This window comes from Paenibacillus silvae (assembly GCF_014639235.1).
Taxonomy (GTDB): Bacteria; Bacillota; Bacilli; order Paenibacillales; family Paenibacillaceae; genus Paenibacillus; species Paenibacillus silvae.
Map to the genome: position 1 here is coordinate 290,432 of NZ_BMFU01000006.1, position 16,785 is coordinate 307,216.

Here is a 16,785-nt window from a genome sequence, read left to right on the forward strand (position 1 = left end):
TTCTCATGTTTACTATTTTCATATAACGAGCTTATCGTTCATTTGTGCTCAAGAATAGCCTGTCTGCTTTTCTCCAAATACTGCACCGACTGATTATAATCCCGGCTCGCGATAGCCAGGTACAGAATGTCGATGACGTTCAGCTGGGCAATACGTGAAGAGGTAGCTCCGCTACGAATATCACTTTCTGTGGACGTAATCATCAGAGGTACATCGGCAAGACTGCTAAGCGTGTTATTGCCCCATTTGGTAATGCTGATTGTTGCTGCACCGCCTTCACGAGCATGCTTCAGGCAGGAGATTACATTGGAGGTCTCACCTGAATAAGAAATGCATACCACTGCATCGTCCTCCCGCAGCGTCGTTGCGGATGAGATCTGCATATGTGGATCGGCGAACGAAAAGCTCGTACGATTAATCCGCATGAACTTGTAATGTGCATCCAGCGCAATCAGATTGGATGCCCCCACGCCGTAGAAAAAAATTCTTTTGGCGTCATGCAGCAGATTGACTGCCTGCTCCACAAGCCTTGGGTCCAGAATATGAACCGTGTCCTTGACCGACTGAATATTGTTCGAGGACACATGCTGGATGATACTCTCCATCGAGTCCTGAGGGCGAATCTCCGTATATTGATATTGCTCACTTGTCTGTAAATCCCCCGCGATCTTGAGCTTCAGCTCCTGAAAGCCCGCTACACCGAGTGATTTGCACAGACGGATGATCGCTGCCGGACTGCCCCCGCTTCGTTCAGACAGCTGTGCAACAGAGGACTGCACCGTCTCTTGGGGGTGTTCAAGGATGTAAGCCCCAATCTTTCGTTCCGACGGAGTCAGATCATCCAGTAATGCGCGTAAACGTACAAGTCCACCTTTCATGCCTTCCATCCGCTCCTCCTTTCCGTACTGTATCTTTGTACATGCATTTTATCCTATATTAATGGCCGCGTCTAATCTGAAATCAAGTGCACATCGGCAATTCAGTGGTCACTACAGAGTCAGATGTCCCGATATGACCCCATGTGCTGCCCCTGTCACACCTGGAAGTGTATTCACTCTGCCCATCAGGGCCTCATGCCCCAGCAGCGCAAACCCCATTGCTTCTCTGGCATCATCAGGAACACCATGATCCGCTGTTCGCTCCAGACGTATCGCTTCAGGCAGTCTTTGCCGGAGCATGTTCATTAACGTGTCATTGGATGTACCGCCACCGCAGGTGAGCATTGCCGAGATGTGTGTCTTGGGCAGTACAAAATCCTCTACGGCACGCACAATGGTCTCTGCTGTGAGCCAGGTTGCTGTAGCCAGCATATCTTCCAGCGACAAGGAACGCGCTACTCCATATTCCATAAGCCGCTTGGCATACTCCACACCATAGACTTCACGCCCGGTACTCTTGGGAGGCTGCCGCCGAAAGTATTCATCATTCAGACAGTATTCAGCCAGCTCGGAGTTCACGTTTCCCTTGGCAGCCATACTTCCATTCGGATCATAATGCTGCCTTCCCTCCGTAGCATGCCGAACCAGCGCATCCATCACCATATTCCCTGGACCCGTGTCAAAGGCCGACACCTCCACCGCCGATGACCCTGCCGGGAGTACAGTCACATTACCAATCCCACCGATATTTTGCACCAGGCGTCCCTCGGCAGCACTGCGGAACATCAACGCATCCGCATAAGGTGTAAGCGGCGCTCCTTCCCCGCCTGCCGCCATATCTCTGGCACGCAGGTTGCCAATGACAGGCAGACCAGTGCGCTCTTTCACGACAGCACATTCCCCGATCTGCAATGTAGAGCTTACATTCAGATTTCCCATACCGGGTGGGTTCGGAAAAGCAACAGGCACAGGCGCATGCCAGATTGTCTGTCCATGCATGCTGATCATATCGACCTGACGGCTTGAGATTCCAGCTGATTGCAGCAGCTGCTGCACACTATGTGCGTACCATTCCGATACACCGAAATGAGCTGTCGTCAATTCATCCACACGTGCTGTTTCCGGGGAGCAGAGACGAATCAGAACCTCTCTAAGCTCATTCGTATACGGCGTACAGATAAAATCAACAAGTTCCAGCCGCTGCATCGCTCCGTGCTCATCTGTCTGTATATGTACCAGTGCTGCATCCGTTCCGTCCAGCGATGTGCCCGACATCAGCCCAATCACCAGATGCTCCCGTTTAGAACGATATGCCTCCCACATCGGATAACTGCCAATCTCCCTGCGTACAGCCATGTTGTTTTCCAGCCTCCCCTGGACCGGATGCTTTTCCTGCCCCGTCCTGCTCATATTTCACCTAGTATATGATATAAAATTTCACAAGTCAATTTAAATGTGAAATTTAATTACAAACCCATATACATCATCCTAGCTCAAAATGTGTCACATTTAATCCACTACCTCCCGAAGCCTTATAAGTATTACAGCCGCTTATACGCATACACGTTATTATCCATGACAGACGCTTGGGGCCCATAGTTCCAACCTATGAACTTATCCATAATTGATATTTCCTTTGATGTCGATCATTTTGTAAAATATGGAGAAACCTCAAGGAGTGATGCGTAAATGGAATTATCAGTAAAGCAGCTGTTTGATAGAGTGGCGCAGGATTATGATTTGCAGCGAAAGCAGCTTATCCCTTGTTTTGATGATTTTTACGGAATGACTCTGGATCTAATGGAAAGCCCGCTTGATTCTCCACGTATTCTTGATCTGGGTGCCGGAACGGGATTGCTCTCCGGAATGGTACTGCAAAAGTATCCAAACGCGCGATTAACCCTGATCGACATTAGTGATCAAATGCTTGAAGGGGCACGTCGAAGATTTGATGGAGTTAATCAAGTGCAGTATGTGGTTGGGGACTACTCGAAGTACAATTTCACCAGTTCCTACGATATGATTATTTCCTCCCTCTCCATTCACCATCTGACCCACGCTGACAAAAAACACGTATTTGGCACTGTATATAAGCTGTTGGAACCTGGTGGACACTTCATCAACGCAGACCAGGTTCAGGGAAGAACCCCTGATACGGACACATATTACCGTCAGCGCTGGTTGGAGGCGATTTATGGGAGTGGTCTGTCAGATGAAGCCCTCTCCGCTTCCATTGAAAGACGCAAAGTGGATATCAACGCCACACTGGAGGATCAATTGGTTTGGTTAGAAGAAGCCGGATTCAGTGTAGCGGACTGTATGTATAAATATTTGGACTTCGCGGTGTTTTTCGCACAAAAATAACAAAGACCGGATTACGCAGCCTATGCTCGTAATCCGGTCTTCAGGTTGTACGCTTATGCAAAAGTCGCCACATTGGCGACTCTTGAGCCGGTAACCATCTCCAGACAATTTCTCATGAAAAATCCGTCTGTTATTTGGTTAGTTTTTTCGCAGCATGGCGATGATATCGTATGACTTTGCGATACATTGTCTTGTCCTTTAATTGATTGAATATGAATGGGTCAGGTTTGACATTCACCTCAATAATCCAGGGTTTTAGACTGTGATCCAGTCCGATATCCACACCAATTTGATTAAGATACGAGTACTTTTTCTTCATATGACGAGCTATGCGCAGGCTAAGTTCATTCATCTCCTGAATCAGTTCATTCCTGCGTTTTGCGGATGCATGAGAGTTCAGCAGCTTGTGAACATCCATCGGTGTACCACCACTATGATAATTGGTTACGATTTTCTTTGGATGACCCAGTCGACCGATGATTCCGGTAGCTTCCCATTGCTTGGTCGGGCTTAGCTGTATCATGACTCTGATGTCAAAACGTCTCTTGTTGTGCTTAAGAAGATGGATTCCTCTCTGAATCAGATAGCTTCTTTTATTCACCAAACGTGTCAGATTTGTATAAAACGATTCAAAGCTGTTAAAAGTCAGACGTTTTTGATCATGCTGATAGACAAACTGTTGATGATCTTCCATCTCGGCCTTAATGACACCCATTCCGAAAGTACCTCTCTCGGGTTTGACATAGACCATTCCATACTTGCTGATCATGGATTTCAGATTCGTTTTGTTATATTTCTGTGTGTCCGGGATAAACGGTTTAATAGATTCATTATCAATAATCAATTTTGTTTTTAACCATTTGCTTCTTAATGGCTGCAATTTATCAACTCCCATGTCGTACATTCTCCCTTCAGCAACCGCATCAAAGCCTGCTGTTTGATCAAGATCCTGCATGCATTATATGTCATACCGATATAGGAACCCTCTACATAAGCCCCTATTCGTAAAAAATGTATATTAGCACATGCCCTGACCAAAACACTTTTGCACACATAACATGAAAGAAGTCATAACGATATGTGCAAGGAGTTGAGAAGATGTCCGTTCAGCGCGGAGTGCAGTTGAATGCTGCGCCCAAGATTGATGTTCTTATACCAGCGATCGAGAAAGATCTGGCTACCCTTCCCCACGTCATTGATAACATTCGCCGTTACGTAAAGCATCCCATCGGAAGCATATATATTGTTTCTCCGGTCAGCATCAAAATCAAAAAACTTTGCTCCCGTAAAAACTGCATTTTTGTTAACGAGCGATCCGTCCTGCCTATAACCAAAAACGAGATACACTACCAGTCCTCCCGTTGGAATCGGTCAGGCTGGTTATATCAGCAGCTGCTCAAAATGAACGGAGATTCCATTGTGAAGGCAAAGTACTTTCTAGTCATGGATGCGGACACAGTACTGATTAAACCTCATTCATTTATTGTAGAAGGCAAAACGGTATTTTACTGCCGTGATTGGAGCCAGCCGGAATATTTCAATACCTACCATAAGCTGCTAGGCCTGAAAGCTCCGCGTCCCCGCTCCTTTGTCACCCATTATATGCTGTTTGATAAATCGAAACTCTCTGCCCTAAAACAGAAAATTGAGGCGATTCATAAGCTGCCATGGTACAAAGCGATCATCTCCAGTATCAATAAGAAGAAGCAGTTTGGTTTCTCCGAGTATGAAACGTATGCCAACTTTATGTATACGAAAAACCCCGGCAGCATGGTCCTTAGAAGTTCAATGAATAAAAGTCTGAATATGAATGCAACTTCGCTAAAAGAGCAACAAATCCGTAATCTTGCTCTTAAATATCGTTCTCTTTCCTTTCATAAACGCAAAATCTATAGTAAAGCTCCCTGAGCTTAAGGAGGAAGCCCATGCATATCGTACTGCTGTGCGGCGGCTCTGGCAAAAGGCTCTGGCCGTTATCCAATGAGCTCCGCTCCAAGCTGTTCGTGGATATACTTCCATCACCCGCTGGAGGTAGGGAATCCATGATCAGCAGAGTATGCCGCCAGCTTGAAAGTTCATGCTTGACGGATTCAACGCTCATTATTTCACATCAGGATCAGGCAAACATTACGGCTCGACATACTCAAGGCAAAATACCAGTCATCGGGGAACCTTATAAGCGAGGTACTTTTACTGCTGCAGCCTTGGCGACGTTATATCTGCAATCCTCCCGAATGGCTAAAAATGACGATGTGATCTGTATCGCGCCTGCCGATGTATTCGCAGGTGAGGATTTTTTCAGCAGCTTTCAATTACTGCCGGACATATTGAAACAGTCTCAAGCCGATATCGCTTTAATTGGGACAAGGCCCACACATGCTTCAGAACAGTACGGATACATCCTCCCGGGTGGGGAAGAACGTAATGGTTATGCGCCAGTAGCACAATTTATAGAAAAACCCGAAGCCGCCATTGCTGAAACTCTACTGCAACGTGGGTCACTATGGAACTGCGGCGTATACGCGTTCACCGTCGAATTTATGATATCCCATATTGAAAAAATGGGACTTCCGGTTCATTATAATCAATTGTCATCCCTGTATAAATTGCTGCCTGAACGAAGTTTTGACAAGCATGTTGCAGAAGAGGCCCGGCGGGCCGTAGTCCTGCCTTATAAGGGAGTATGGCAGGATATTGGAAGCTGGGATACGCTCTGCGCCCAGTTAGATTCCCATGTATTCGGACGTGTTGGAATCTCGGAATCTTCCTTCGATTCCTATATTATTAATGAGCTTCCCTACCCCATGCAAATCATTGATGTGCCAGGTATTATCGCTGTCGCAAGTCCAGATGGCATTCTCATAGCCAACAAAAATAATTCAAATGAAATTAAAGCGCGGTTAGGCAGCTTGCCACTAAAACCGATGTATGGTGAAGCAACCTGGGGCAGTTATCGTGTCATAGAGAGCTTTCTAGAAGATGAAAACACAACCGTAACCACATTGAACACAACAATTCTACCGGGCAAACATATCGGGCTGCGCTGGCACCGGGCAGGATGTAGAGCGTGGACGGTACTTGCAGGCAGCGGTCACTTGCTTATCAACGGACAGGTCACCCAAGTGACAATCGGCAATCAATTCACGCTCACCTCGGAGAGCGTCTATTCTATTCTCGCTGAAACCCGAATGCTCATCCTTGAAGTGCGGATCGGCGAACCCGAGAATGAAAACAACATCCTTTTTGAAAATGAAGATTGGAATGTCATTGTAGAACGTGCAGGTTCGCACGAAACCAAACAGTAATCATTCAAAATTCTGACTGTGGCTCGGGAGCAACAAAGTGAAACCCCAGAACATAAAAAAGAGGTTCTTGCGTTCAAGCAAGGACCTCTTCCTTTTCAAGCTATCCTTCAAAAGATTAATTCATCGCCAGGAGACAGCAGATCAATGTCTGCTTCTGGTCCAAAAAGTCCACCCAGCAGGCCTTGGCTCAGCCGTTCTGTTTCGGCCAGATCCGTATGCACAAGCACGTTATGCCTGGCAGATATCCGGTTTAACATATGCTCTACATCCTGCCAGCCTTGATGCACCTTGTAGCGAACTTTCTTGACGCTGCACATACCATACTGCTGCGGATTTTCAAGCAGCTGATGGGCAAATGTACCACCAGCCGTATGTCCAGTAAGCAGAATCAGATTATTCGCATCAGTTGCCCACTCTCCGTGATACCAGCGTGCGAGCGAGGACTGCATCATGCCATCCGGGATAAACCATAACGAGGCTCCGTACGTCTTCAGGCAATTCGAGCGCTCTTCAGCAGTACCCACCTTATTCCAGCCTTCTCCACCTAGAAACTCTGAAATTTTCTCAGCAGGCATGCCTCCTATTACTCGCTCCCCCTGCTCTTTAAGCCAGTCAGAGGCCCTTTGCAGCTGCTTCATGCCTTCTACAAGCTTCTGCTCCACAACCACTGGTACATTGGAAAAGTGCTGCCGCGCCCAAAGGATCATCTCCTGTCCTCGGCCTACTGCTGGCACAGGCAGAAGCACCTTGCCGCCGCAGTGAAGTGTCTTGGAAATGACCTGCTCCAGCTGACGTAGCTTGTCTGCCTGTGTGTCCCGGTCCGTGCCATAGGCAGCATCTATGATGGCCAGATCAAGCTGTGCTGAGGGCAGGGAAGGAATCCGCTCCCGATCTGTCTGTCTGAAACCTATAGTCACATCGTCCGCCTGAAGCAGCATAGACTCCAAAGTGTAGTCGCCAGAATACACTATGCGCTTGCCTTCCATCTCCAGTCCGAACCAGACCGAACCAGCCAGATGCCCGCTGCGGCCCCATATTGCAAATAAACCCGGCAACAATTCAAACCAGCAGCCACGTTCCGCCTCATCCTCCAGAAATCGATAACGAATACGCTGCACATCGGACTCATCGTAAGGCAATATATGACCCGCACGTTCCATATGGCTTCTCCACGATCGAAAATACGTTGTCAGCTGCTCTTTAGTCTCGCGTGTGGTCCATACTTCGCCTTGATAACCCAGCTTATAGAGCAGAGGAATAGCCACGGAATGATCCTCATGAGCATGAGACAGCAGCACCGTATCCAGCTGTGGCACAACGTCCGGTTCAATGAGCGGATACTCTCCGCTGCCCTCTTTTTTCACACCACAATCCAGCAGCAGCCGATAGCGACTCCCGCTAAGCAAATAGGCGGAACGTCCGTGCTCGCCCGCACCGCCCCATACGTTCAGTTTGATCATGATGCATTCCACTTTCTCTTCGAATTCAAACCCTCAATCCCTAACAGCATCAGCACCGTCATACCTACAGTCACGACAGCCATGGCCATACCAAGCGACACCTGACCCTGTTCAAACTGGGCAAAAATGTACGTCGCCGACGTCTGCATCGACGGCGGAAGAATCAGGAGCGAACCGACGAGCTCCCTCGTCGCAATCGTAAACGTCATCATCCAGCCTGCCAGCATGCCGGGCAGGATCAACGGAACAAGGATACGCCGCAAAATGTACAGCGGCTTACCGCCAAACACCTGACCCGCCTGAAACAACGTGCCATCAATCTGGGTAAAGCTTGATTTGACATATTGCACCGTGTACGGCAGGAACAGCACAACATAAGTGAGCACCACCATACCATAGGTGTTGTATAACGTCACGGGCATCCACGGGGAATTCCAGAACAGAATCAGACCAACGACCATAACAATACCCGGCACGGTATTGGGCAACAGACTAAACAGGTCAATCACCCGCTGCATGAATGAAGATGACTTGCCAATCGCCAGCGCAAAACCCGTGCCAATGATCACCGCTACTGTCGATGCCGCCAGAGACAGTCCCAGACTGTTCCCGATGGCCTTCATGCTCACTGAATCCCAGGATAACAGCTCGCGGTAATGCTCCAGTGTCAGATTGTCCAGCCCAAGCCCGGCTCCCCGCAGCTTCATCGTAGAAGCGGCAATAATGGAGAAATACGGGACGCCGATTGACAGAATCAGCAGAACAGCGAGATATGCACCACATACCCAGCCTGCCCAGCCGCGCAAGGAATAACGCTTCGAACGCTGCCCTTTGCCGCCCACCAGACGATACGTGAACTTGCGGCTGATCGCGGACTGCAGGTACCACATGACCAGACAGACCGACAGCAGCACCGATGCCAGCGAAGTAGCCTTCCCGAAATCAATCGGCCAGCTGGAGATATATTTGTGAATTTCAGAAGTCATGACATAATAACCAATCTTGCGTCCAAAGGTCGCAGGTGTGCCGAATTCCGCAATCGTTTTAACAAAAACAAGCATAATGCCCATCCCGTAAGACGACAGCAGCAGGGGTAAAATAATACGTCTGAACCGATATCCTGCATGTGCACCATGCACGGCTCCCGCTTCTTCCAGATTGCCGCCGATACGAATCAACGCATCCCGCAACAGCAAATACAGGAAGGGGAACAGGTGCAGACTCATAATCATCACCATGCCCCAGAAGCTGAAGAACAGCTCACTCCAGTTCGCGGATGAAGGCACCCACTGCTGGAGATATCCTCCCTTTTGCATAAACAGAATCCAGCCCATGGAGCCGATATACGGCGGGGTCATGAACGGAATCATCAGAATAACATCTACCCAGCGATGCTCGCCCATCCGGGTTTTGGACATCATCCAGGCGAGCGGCAGTGCGAGCAGCGTTGTGACCGCCACTACGCAGATGCCCAGCCAGACAGAGTTCAACAGCACACCGGACAGATGATGCCCTGTAATCGTACGGATTGGAGCCATCCAGTCCCATTGCCCATCCGGGTACACACTTTGCCAGAAGATGAGTAACAACGGCACCCCTATGCTGATTGTCAACAGAAAGAGAGCCAGAATAACACCCAATCTCCGAAATATCCGGTTGTTATCCATTACAACAGGTTTCATTACGCTCACCTCACATGACTTTCCACGTCAAGACAGCAGAATCACCTGGTGCCTACCGTTTCTGTATTTGTTCTTCACTTATTTAAAAGTTTCGGAGAAACGTGCTGCAATCTCATCCCCATGCTCGCTCATCCAGGCCCAATCCACCTTCAGCTGTGGAATATCCTTCACATTGGCACGGTTCGTGGCTTCGATATCCTCACGCCCCGGAATCAGATATGCATCTGTTACCAGTTTCTGTGCTTCATCCGACAACAGGTAATCGATAAACGCTTTGGCATTCTCTACATTAGAACTGGATTTCAGAATCGCTGCCGGTCTTGGGCTAATCACTGTACCTTCTTCAGGGTAGACGATATCCAGCGGTTCGCCTTTGGCTTTGGCGGAATAGGCCATGTAGTCCACACCTGCTGCTACGATGCTTTTCGCACCCGTAATCACCGGGTCAAGCGCTTCCTGATTCGCTCCAGCCATAGCTACACCGTTCGCTTTGTAGGCGTTCAGCAGATCCCATCCCTTTTCTCCATTGGCACTCAGGTAACCTGTAATGAAGTCGAGCGCGGAGCCTGACAATGTCGGATCTGGAATGTTCACGGCATCTTTCCATTCCGATGTTGCCAGATCAGCCCAGCTCTTGGGTGGTGTAGTCACCAGTTTACTGTTATACACAATGCCCAGTGCCGATGCACTGCTGCTAAAGTAATTACCTTCTGCATCGGACCAATCCTTGTTCAGCTTGTCCGCATTCGCTGCTTCCGGATATGGCAGGGTGAGTCCATCTGCTTTGAGCGCCTGTGCCGAAGGCAGAGATGCAAGAATAACAACGTCTGCAACCGGATTTGCTTTCTCTGCTTCCATACGAGCCAGAATTTTACCCGTTGTGCCCTGGAACATTTCCACCTCAATACCGGTTTTGGCTGTAAACCCGTTCACGATATTGTCCGCCAGCTTCTGAGGGCCTGCACTATACAATACCAGCTTGCCTCCTGCTGCTTTAGCCTTCGATTCCGCTGCCGCTGCTGCATTTCCTTCCCCCGCAGGCTGTGCTGCGTTTCCAGTTGTTGTGTTCCCCGTGCTGCATCCAAACAGGCTGAGACTCATTACAGCTGTTAATAGAAGCGTTGCACTCTTTTTACGTGATTTCATACCGAACATGTTTATGCATCTCCTTTAGTTTGTGATTCAGTTCGCTTAAAATGTTAGTTGGCGGCGGCAATCACTTCTCGCTGTTTTGCACCCGGACCCTGATTCATATCATGCGGTTGATCCGGCTTTGAACGGCCAAGCTGCTGCTGCTGTTGCTCATCCATCCGGCAGATTCGTTCTGGCGATACGTAGAGCTGCACACTTTCCCCTATGCGTACTCTTTGGTTCGCATATGCCGTCCACACACCCAATCCTTCGATCTGCACACGCACCTCGTAACGTTCGCCTACATAGCTAACGCTGAGTACAACTCCGGAATAGCCCAGATCGTCATGGCCTGTTTTGTTCCAGGTTACATGTTCCGGCCGAACCATGGATTCATCAGGCGTTAGCCAGTTGGACTTTCCGATAAACGATGCGACAAAAGCATCATTCGGCGCGGAGTAGATCGTTTCCGGGGTACCTTTTTGCAAAATCCGTCCCTTCTGCATCACCACGATCTCATCCGACATCGACATCGCTTCAATCTGATCATGTGTCACATACAAGGCAGTCAATCCCATATCGCGCACGAGTGACATCATCTCAATTCGCATCTCTTCCCGAAGCACGGCATCCAGTGCACTCAGCGGCTCATCAAACAGAATTACACCCGGCTTCACAGCTACTGCTCTGGCAAAAGCAACCCTCTGCTGCTGTCCACCCGACAGCTGATGTGGATACCGCTCCTCCATGCCTTGCAGGCGAACCATGCCGAGCGCCTCATTCACCTTTTGCCGCAGATCGGACTTCTGTTTACCAGCCTTCAGGCCGAAAGCTACATTTTCATATACCGTCATATGCGGCCATAATGCAAAATCCTGAAACACCATGCCCAGATTACGCTTGTGTGTCGGCGTATCGATCCGCTTTGCCGCAGAGTAGATATACTCTCCATCCGCACGAATCTCCCCCGCATCCGGCTGTTCCAGCCCGGCAATCATGCGAAGCAGTGTCGTTTTGCCACAGCCCGAAGGGCCGAGCAAAGTGGTGAATTTTCCGTGTTCTAGCGTCAGATTGGTGGGCAGCAGTGCAGGCGTTTGATGAAATGATTTTTGAATCCCGGTTAACTCCAGCTTCATAAGCATCCCTGCCTGTCCTCTTGTACTTATCTCATGTGCTTCTCTCTAGCACTGTTCTTAGTCTAACGTCCGCTTTCGCGAGTTGTTTGTCATGTTTGTAAAATGGGAATTAACTTTTTAGATGAATTCTGTTGATGTTCATAGATTAAATCTATAGATAGACACGGTACGATTTTTCTTCGAAAGCAGCCGATCATTACAAATCCAGGGAAGTGGCAGAACTAAGGAGTGTGGAGAGCTTGAACCTGATCAAATTGCAAATTGTCGAGCTGATCGACAAACATCATCATATGACAAGTGTGGCCGAGATCCTGGGCATCAAGCAGCCTACCGTTACTTTTCACATGAAGTCGCTAGAGGAAGAGATGGGGGTCCGGTTATTCGAATCCCGCAGTGGAAAAACATTTCTGACCGAAGCCGGACAAGCCTTGCTTCATTATTGTGTCAAAATCAACGCTTTGACCCAGGAGGCTCGCCGCGTCGTCAAGGAATACGACAGCCTGTACCGGGGCACGCTTCATATTGGAGCAAGTTATGTTCCAGCTACATATCTGCTGCCCGCCATGCTTCATACGTTTTCCCAAGAGTTTCCCGGTATTCGAATTGTGCTGTCTGTTAAGCCAGCTCCGGTGATCCGACAGATGGTCATTCAGCATCAACTGGATCTGGGTATCATCTCGTCCGAGCCGTTTGTTGGGCCTGTTCTTCACGCAGAAACACTGTGCAAAGATGATCTTGTGCTCATCTGCTCGCCGAAGCATGGACTAGCACATAGAGTTTCTATAGAACCTGAAGATATCGCATCCATTCCTTTTGCATTACACGGCGATGAATCCAGTACCCGCAGGCTAACCAACCACTGGCTGGCGCAGCACGAGGTCAGGCTAAGGAGTACAGTAGAAGTGGATTCTCTCGAAGCGATTAAACAGCTTGTATTAATCGGCGGTCATATCTCCTTTATGTCACGGATGGCAGTACAGTGGGAGGAGCGGCAAGGCATGATTCAGGTGCTTCCCCTCCCGGGAGAGCAGGCACCACGCCATATCTATATGGTACACAACAAGGATCGCCTCCCCTCTGCTCAGGTGAATCGTTTCAAAGAGGTGCTGCATGAGGTGGCCGGTATGAGAGCCCTACCTTTTCAGCAAGAGCCTATCGGGTGAACCTATATAAACTGTAACTGTCCATTCATGAAATCTATGCAGGGTTAACGTAATGTGCACTCCCCGTTAATCACACTCGGATCATCGGAAGGTAAAGTGGGGTCTGTACGTTAATCCAGATTAGGAGAGTGAATGGTTTTGAAAAAGTGGAAAAAAGTAACCGCCTCGTTGATGCTGAGCATCGTCACCCTGGGAAGTGGACTGACCTTTCTGGAGGCGCCGCCGGCTTCGGCTGCTGCCAATGCTGTTCCGGCTTATGAAGTGAAGTTCCTGGCGAAGCCGGAAGTTGTATTAAACAACGATGGTACACCCCGCAGCGAAGTGATTCAGACCCTTGGTTTGGACGCTACACCACGAAACATCAATGTGGAGTACTTTGACACAAATGCTCTCGGACTGGATGCAGCAGGATGGAATGTTCGTTTTCGCAAAAAGGACGACAAAAATAATTACGAGCTGACTTACAAAAAACGTTACCCTGTCGTTAACGGAGATATTAATGCAGCGCTGACGCTTGCGAACCAGGAGGGCTTCGATCAATCGGATGATAACTATGAGGCCGAGATTGACTGGGGATATGGAAAACAAACCCTGAGCTTCTCCAATACGAAAAAAGTAGATACCAAAACATCAGGAACACAGCTGCCTTCCGAAAAAGATGCTTTGAACCTGCTGCTGGACAAGCTTCCCGGTAAATTAAAAAACTGGTCTGCCTCCAACTGGGGCAAACAACAGCTGACACAGGCTCGCGCCTACGGCCCAATTACCTTCCAGCGGTACGAAGGTACATGGAACAGTCAGGAGCTTACCCTTGAAGTCTGGCCTATCCGTAATGCAGCAGGTACAGGCACCGAGAATGTCGTTGAGGTTTCATTCAAGTCAGCTGACACCTCCGCTGTATCTGGTCTGCGCAGCCAGTTGATGCAGTTGCTCCAGAACAAGAACTGGCTGATCCCAGCCGATGGCCTGAAAACACAAACGATTCTGGAACGGTATTAATGGAAGAAAATTTTAAGTAGAAACAAAAGCTCATTCTGCTTGTTAGAATACAAGTAGGAGGAGCTTTTTCGGGAGGATAAATATATACTATGTATATTCTACAACACCAAAACTAAGCAATCACGAATTATAATCGAATAATTCCATTACTTGAGTCATTAGTGAACAACTGTCTCTCAATCTCCCATAAAAATGTTTTAGCTGCTGCAGACTTAAAAAATCCTAATTTTACTTTTCGATATCTGCCGTTCATATTATAACCAATAATCAAAAAACTATGAAAATTCATTTTACCTTGTCTGTCTGGAAAATGTACGCCATTCACTTTACATAGCGAAAGCTCAAATATTTGCTGATCTGTACTAACATACAAGTTACCGTTACCTAGCAGTATATCCACTTTCTTACCCTCTGGGACCTGAGGTAGACCTGAGTGATGAATTCCAATCGAATGTAATGCTGCACCAAATTCTTTCTTTAATCTGTTCGATCTTATCTTTTGTCCACTCCCATAAATAATTAATGAGGTCATTACAATGACAAAAAATATCATAGGGACCATTTGATAACCTCCTATATCTTTATTAAATATTATCAAGTATAGCTTACCACAAAATCTCATTATATGGTTCACTTCATCTTTCTAGACCTCCTACTATTCAATAATAAAAAACGAGCTCTTGCATAATAAAATGTACCCTATAAGATACAAAGATAGACACTTTAAAAAAGGTCATCTTGTAGGGTACATTTTATTAACTGGTAGGGCCTTTTGGTTACGGATCGCTTGTGATTATGGTTGCAAAAATCTCGAAAATCTAGTGAGATAGTGCGGTGATGTTTTGTCAATAACCGTAAACTATTCCGTTAAATATTCCTGAATTATTCCTGAGCTGATTCTATCTGCTTCAGGCGCTTATCCAGGTCGGTGACATTTCCATTTGTCATTGCAATCAAGGCAAGAAAATTTTTCCTGAGCCGCACTGGTTCGCTCCTAGGCGGCTTCCGACGGGGCGAATACTTGGTCGTAGAATGGCCAGATGTGGATTATGATCGAAATGCTATCTGGATCGATAAGTAAATCACATTTGATAAAGACGGACAGAAGATTGAAGGCGAGGTCAAGACAGAAGAATCTAGGAAGTTTCTGCAGAAGAAAAGCATTGCGCATGTCAAACTGCACGGGCTACGGCAAACGGCTGCTATGTTGCTTAGAGAGAGTGGCGCGGACCTTAAAACGATGCAGTAACGATTGCGGCATACCAAGATCGGAACGACAGCCGATATCTACACTCATAAGTTTGAGATATTCTCCAGAGAGGCGGCAGACAGTTTAGAGAGGTTTGATCCTAAAAAAGTTGAGAATTGCCCCATGATCTGTCCCATGATCAGAAATAGTCCGGTAGTTTGTCGAATTTTAAACAAACAAAAAAACCCGCTGCAACGGGGCTTGAAGGTGTTACACACTATAAAGCGGGTGATGGGAATCGAACCCACGCTATTAGCTTGGAAGGCTAAAGTTCTACCATTGAACTACACCCGCATAAAACAAAAAATCGGGATGACACGATTTGAACATGCGACCCCCTGGTCCCAAACCAGGTGCTCTACCAAGCTGAGCTACATCCCGATATGAAAGGAAATAATGGCGCGCCCTGAGAGATTCGAACTCCCGGCCTTTTGATTCGTAGTCAAACGCTCTATCCAGCTGAGCTAAGGGCGCATATATTTGGAGCGGAAGACGGGAATCGAACCCGCGACCCTCGCCTTGGCAAGGCGATGCTCTACCGCTGAGCCACTTCCGCAAATATATGGTGCGGTCGAGAGGACTCGAACCTCCACGGGGGGTTAGCCCACACGGACCTGAACCGTGCGCGTCTGCCAATTCCGCCACGACCGCAAAATATGAAAGTGAGTCATGAAGGATTCGAACCTTCGACACCCTGATTAAAAGTCAGGTGCTCTACCAGCTGAGCTAATGACTCATAGTAAATGGCTGGGGATATAGGATTTGAACCTATGCATGACGGAGTCAAAGTCCGTTGCCTTACCGCTTGGCTAATCCCCAATAAGAAACTATGGGGCGATCGAGGGGAATTGAACCCCCGAATGCCGGATCCACAAACCGGTGCGTTAACCACTTCGCCACGATCGCCATAAAGTAAAACGAATAATGCATGAGTATTTCAGTATTTCCATCAAAGTATATATTATACACTCTACAAGCCTTGATTTGCAAAATACTAAAATGGTGCCGGCGAGAGGACTTGAACCCCCAACCTACTGATTACAAGTCAGTTGCTCTACCAGTTGAGCTACACCGGCACGGTGTAAAATAGCTTGTAAAGATGGCGGAACCGACGGGATACTCTCACTTCGTTCGATACTGCGAAGCAGATGCTCTCGAAGTGTATGCTCCGACGAACCCAAATCCGGATTCTCATCCCTGAAGCATATAAGAATGGCGGAACCGACGGGATTCGAACCCGCGATCTCCTGCGTGACAGGCAGGCATGTTAGGCCAACTACACCACGGTTCCAGATCACTTTCCGTGAAGAAAGTCTCAATTGCGGGGGCAGGATTTGAACCTGCGGCCTTCGGGTTATGAGCCCGACGAGCTACCGGGCTGCTCCACCCCGCGTCGTTATAAAAAGTATATGGTGGAG

The 16,785-nt window shown here is 48.0% G+C and carries 13 protein-coding genes and 11 tRNA genes; 5 read left to right on the plus strand and 19 right to left on the minus strand.

The features are described from left to right. Window positions 1–38: 38 nt before the first annotated feature. Together IEW26_RS20655 and IEW26_RS20660 are read right to left on the minus strand one after the other, a co-directional pair. Window positions 39–878, minus strand: coding sequence for a MurR/RpiR family transcriptional regulator (locus IEW26_RS20655; RefSeq protein WP_188593721.1), 840 nt, complete (start codon window positions 876–878; stop codon window positions 39–41). Between the two features lie 111 nt (window positions 879–989). Continuing rightward, window positions 990–2,234: an anhydro-N-acetylmuramic acid kinase gene (locus IEW26_RS20660; RefSeq protein ID WP_229729952.1), complete on the minus strand. Its 1,245-nt coding sequence runs from the start codon at window positions 2,232–2,234 to the stop codon at window positions 990–992. A gap of 333 nt (window positions 2,235–2,567) precedes the next feature. Between IEW26_RS20660 and IEW26_RS20665 the strand changes: the two genes are divergently transcribed. Next, window positions 2,568–3,242: a class I SAM-dependent methyltransferase gene (locus tag IEW26_RS20665; RefSeq protein ID WP_188593697.1), complete on the plus strand. Its 675-nt coding sequence runs from the start codon at window positions 2,568–2,570 to the stop codon at window positions 3,240–3,242. A gap of 130 nt (window positions 3,243–3,372) precedes the next feature. On the opposite strand, the gene IEW26_RS20670 is transcribed toward IEW26_RS20665, so the two are convergent. Continuing rightward, window positions 3,373–4,137 (minus strand): YheC/YheD family protein, encoded by a 765-nt coding sequence (locus IEW26_RS20670; protein ID WP_229729953.1) that lies wholly within the window; start codon window positions 4,135–4,137, stop codon window positions 3,373–3,375. Between the two features lie 203 nt (window positions 4,138–4,340). Between IEW26_RS20670 and IEW26_RS20675 the strand changes: the two genes are divergently transcribed. Together IEW26_RS20675 and IEW26_RS20680 are read left to right on the plus strand one after the other, a co-directional pair. Continuing rightward, on the plus strand, window positions 4,341–5,150 hold the full coding sequence (locus IEW26_RS20675; RefSeq protein ID WP_188593699.1) for a DUF6492 family protein: 810 nt from the start codon (window positions 4,341–4,343) through the stop codon (window positions 5,148–5,150). 17 nt (window positions 5,151–5,167) lie between these two features. Next, window positions 5,168–6,547 (plus strand): sugar phosphate nucleotidyltransferase, encoded by a 1,380-nt coding sequence (locus IEW26_RS20680; protein WP_188593700.1) that lies wholly within the window; start codon window positions 5,168–5,170, stop codon window positions 6,545–6,547. 107 nt (window positions 6,548–6,654) lie between these two features. Here IEW26_RS20680 and IEW26_RS20685 read toward each other — a convergent pair whose 3' ends face one another. The 4 genes from IEW26_RS20685 to IEW26_RS20700 form a co-directional block, all read right to left on the minus strand. Next, window positions 6,655–8,007, minus strand: coding sequence for an MBL fold metallo-hydrolase (locus tag IEW26_RS20685; protein ID WP_188593701.1), 1,353 nt, complete (start codon window positions 8,005–8,007; stop codon window positions 6,655–6,657). Beyond that, window positions 8,004–9,689, minus strand: coding sequence for an ABC transporter permease (locus IEW26_RS20690; protein WP_188593702.1), 1,686 nt, complete (start codon window positions 9,687–9,689; stop codon window positions 8,004–8,006). The genes IEW26_RS20685 and IEW26_RS20690 overlap by 4 nt, the downstream gene beginning before the upstream one ends. A 78-nt stretch (window positions 9,690–9,767) precedes the next feature. Further along, the gene (locus IEW26_RS20695) at window positions 9,768–10,844 is read right to left on the minus strand and encodes an ABC transporter substrate-binding protein (RefSeq protein WP_188593703.1); all 1,077 of its coding nucleotides are present in this window, start codon (window positions 10,842–10,844) and stop codon (window positions 9,768–9,770) included. Between the two features lie 44 nt (window positions 10,845–10,888). Beyond that, a complete protein-coding gene (locus IEW26_RS20700; RefSeq protein WP_229729954.1) occupies window positions 10,889–11,956 on the minus strand; it encodes an ABC transporter ATP-binding protein in 1,068 nt (355 codons plus the stop codon). 239 nt (window positions 11,957–12,195) lie between these two features. Here IEW26_RS20700 and IEW26_RS20705 point away from each other — a divergent pair, with 239 nt between their 5' ends. Both IEW26_RS20705 and IEW26_RS20710 read left to right on the plus strand, forming a co-directional pair. Continuing rightward, window positions 12,196–13,119 (plus strand): LysR family transcriptional regulator, encoded by a 924-nt coding sequence (locus IEW26_RS20705; protein WP_188593704.1) that lies wholly within the window; start codon window positions 12,196–12,198, stop codon window positions 13,117–13,119. A gap of 132 nt (window positions 13,120–13,251) precedes the next feature. After that, window positions 13,252–14,118: a hypothetical protein gene (locus IEW26_RS20710; RefSeq protein ID WP_145406360.1), complete on the plus strand. Its 867-nt coding sequence runs from the start codon at window positions 13,252–13,254 to the stop codon at window positions 14,116–14,118. Between the two features lie 127 nt (window positions 14,119–14,245). On the opposite strand, the gene IEW26_RS20715 is transcribed toward IEW26_RS20710, so the two are convergent. The 12 genes from IEW26_RS20715 to IEW26_RS20770 form a co-directional block, all read right to left on the minus strand. Further along, window positions 14,246–14,680: a hypothetical protein gene (locus IEW26_RS20715; protein ID WP_188593705.1), complete on the minus strand. Its 435-nt coding sequence runs from the start codon at window positions 14,678–14,680 to the stop codon at window positions 14,246–14,248. 910 nt (window positions 14,681–15,590) lie between these two features. Next, window positions 15,591–15,661 (minus strand) — tRNA-Gly (locus tag IEW26_RS20720). 13 nt (window positions 15,662–15,674) lie between these two features. Continuing rightward, window positions 15,675–15,748: transfer RNA gene (locus IEW26_RS20725), tRNA-Pro, on the minus strand. A gap of 16 nt (window positions 15,749–15,764) precedes the next feature. Then, window positions 15,765–15,841: transfer RNA gene (locus IEW26_RS20730), tRNA-Arg, on the minus strand. Window positions 15,842–15,848: 7 nt separating this feature from the next. After that, window positions 15,849–15,923 (minus strand) — tRNA-Gly (locus IEW26_RS20735). 7 nt (window positions 15,924–15,930) lie between these two features. After that, window positions 15,931–16,018 (minus strand) — tRNA-Leu (locus tag IEW26_RS20740). Window positions 16,019–16,030: 12 nt separating this feature from the next. After that, window positions 16,031–16,103, minus strand: a tRNA-Lys gene (locus IEW26_RS20745). 8 nt (window positions 16,104–16,111) lie between these two features. After that, window positions 16,112–16,186 (minus strand) — tRNA-Gln (locus IEW26_RS20750). A gap of 11 nt (window positions 16,187–16,197) precedes the next feature. Next, a tRNA-His gene (locus tag IEW26_RS20755) sits at window positions 16,198–16,273 on the minus strand. Between the two features lie 94 nt (window positions 16,274–16,367). Continuing rightward, window positions 16,368–16,443, minus strand: a tRNA-Thr gene (locus IEW26_RS20760). Window positions 16,444–16,580: 137 nt separating this feature from the next. Then, window positions 16,581–16,658: transfer RNA gene (locus tag IEW26_RS20765), tRNA-Asp, on the minus strand. A 28-nt stretch (window positions 16,659–16,686) separates the two neighbouring features. Beyond that, window positions 16,687–16,760 (minus strand) — tRNA-Met (locus IEW26_RS20770). Window positions 16,761–16,785 lie beyond the last annotated feature (25 nt).

Bases quoted from the DNA above. Each gene is read 5' to 3' on its own strand.
- IEW26_RS20655 (WP_188593721.1), bottom strand. From the start codon at position 878: ATGAAAGGTGGACTTGTACGTTTACGCGCATTACTGGATGATCTGACT.
- IEW26_RS20660 (WP_229729952.1), bottom strand. From the start codon at position 2,234: ATGGCTGTACGCAGGGAGATTGGCAGTTATCCGATGTGGGAGGCATAT.
- IEW26_RS20665 (WP_188593697.1), top strand. From the start codon at position 2,568: ATGGAATTATCAGTAAAGCAGCTGTTTGATAGAGTGGCGCAGGATTAT.
- IEW26_RS20670 (WP_229729953.1), bottom strand. From the start codon at position 4,137: ATGGGAGTTGATAAATTGCAGCCATTAAGAAGCAAATGGTTAAAAACA.
- IEW26_RS20675 (WP_188593699.1), top strand. From the start codon at position 4,341: ATGTCCGTTCAGCGCGGAGTGCAGTTGAATGCTGCGCCCAAGATTGAT.
- IEW26_RS20680 (WP_188593700.1), top strand. From the start codon at position 5,168: ATGCATATCGTACTGCTGTGCGGCGGCTCTGGCAAAAGGCTCTGGCCG.
- IEW26_RS20685 (WP_188593701.1), bottom strand. From the start codon at position 8,007: ATGATCAAACTGAACGTATGGGGCGGTGCGGGCGAGCACGGACGTTCC.
- IEW26_RS20690 (WP_188593702.1), bottom strand. From the start codon at position 9,689: ATGAAACCTGTTGTAATGGATAACAACCGGATATTTCGGAGATTGGGT.
- IEW26_RS20695 (WP_188593703.1), bottom strand. From the start codon at position 10,844: ATGTTCGGTATGAAATCACGTAAAAAGAGTGCAACGCTTCTATTAACA.
- IEW26_RS20700 (WP_229729954.1), bottom strand. From the start codon at position 11,956: ATGAAGCTGGAGTTAACCGGGATTCAAAAATCATTTCATCAAACGCCT.
- IEW26_RS20710 (WP_145406360.1), top strand. From the start codon at position 13,252: ATGGTTTTGAAAAAGTGGAAAAAAGTAACCGCCTCGTTGATGCTGAGC.
- IEW26_RS20715 (WP_188593705.1), bottom strand. From the start codon at position 14,680: ATGGTCCCTATGATATTTTTTGTCATTGTAATGACCTCATTAATTATT.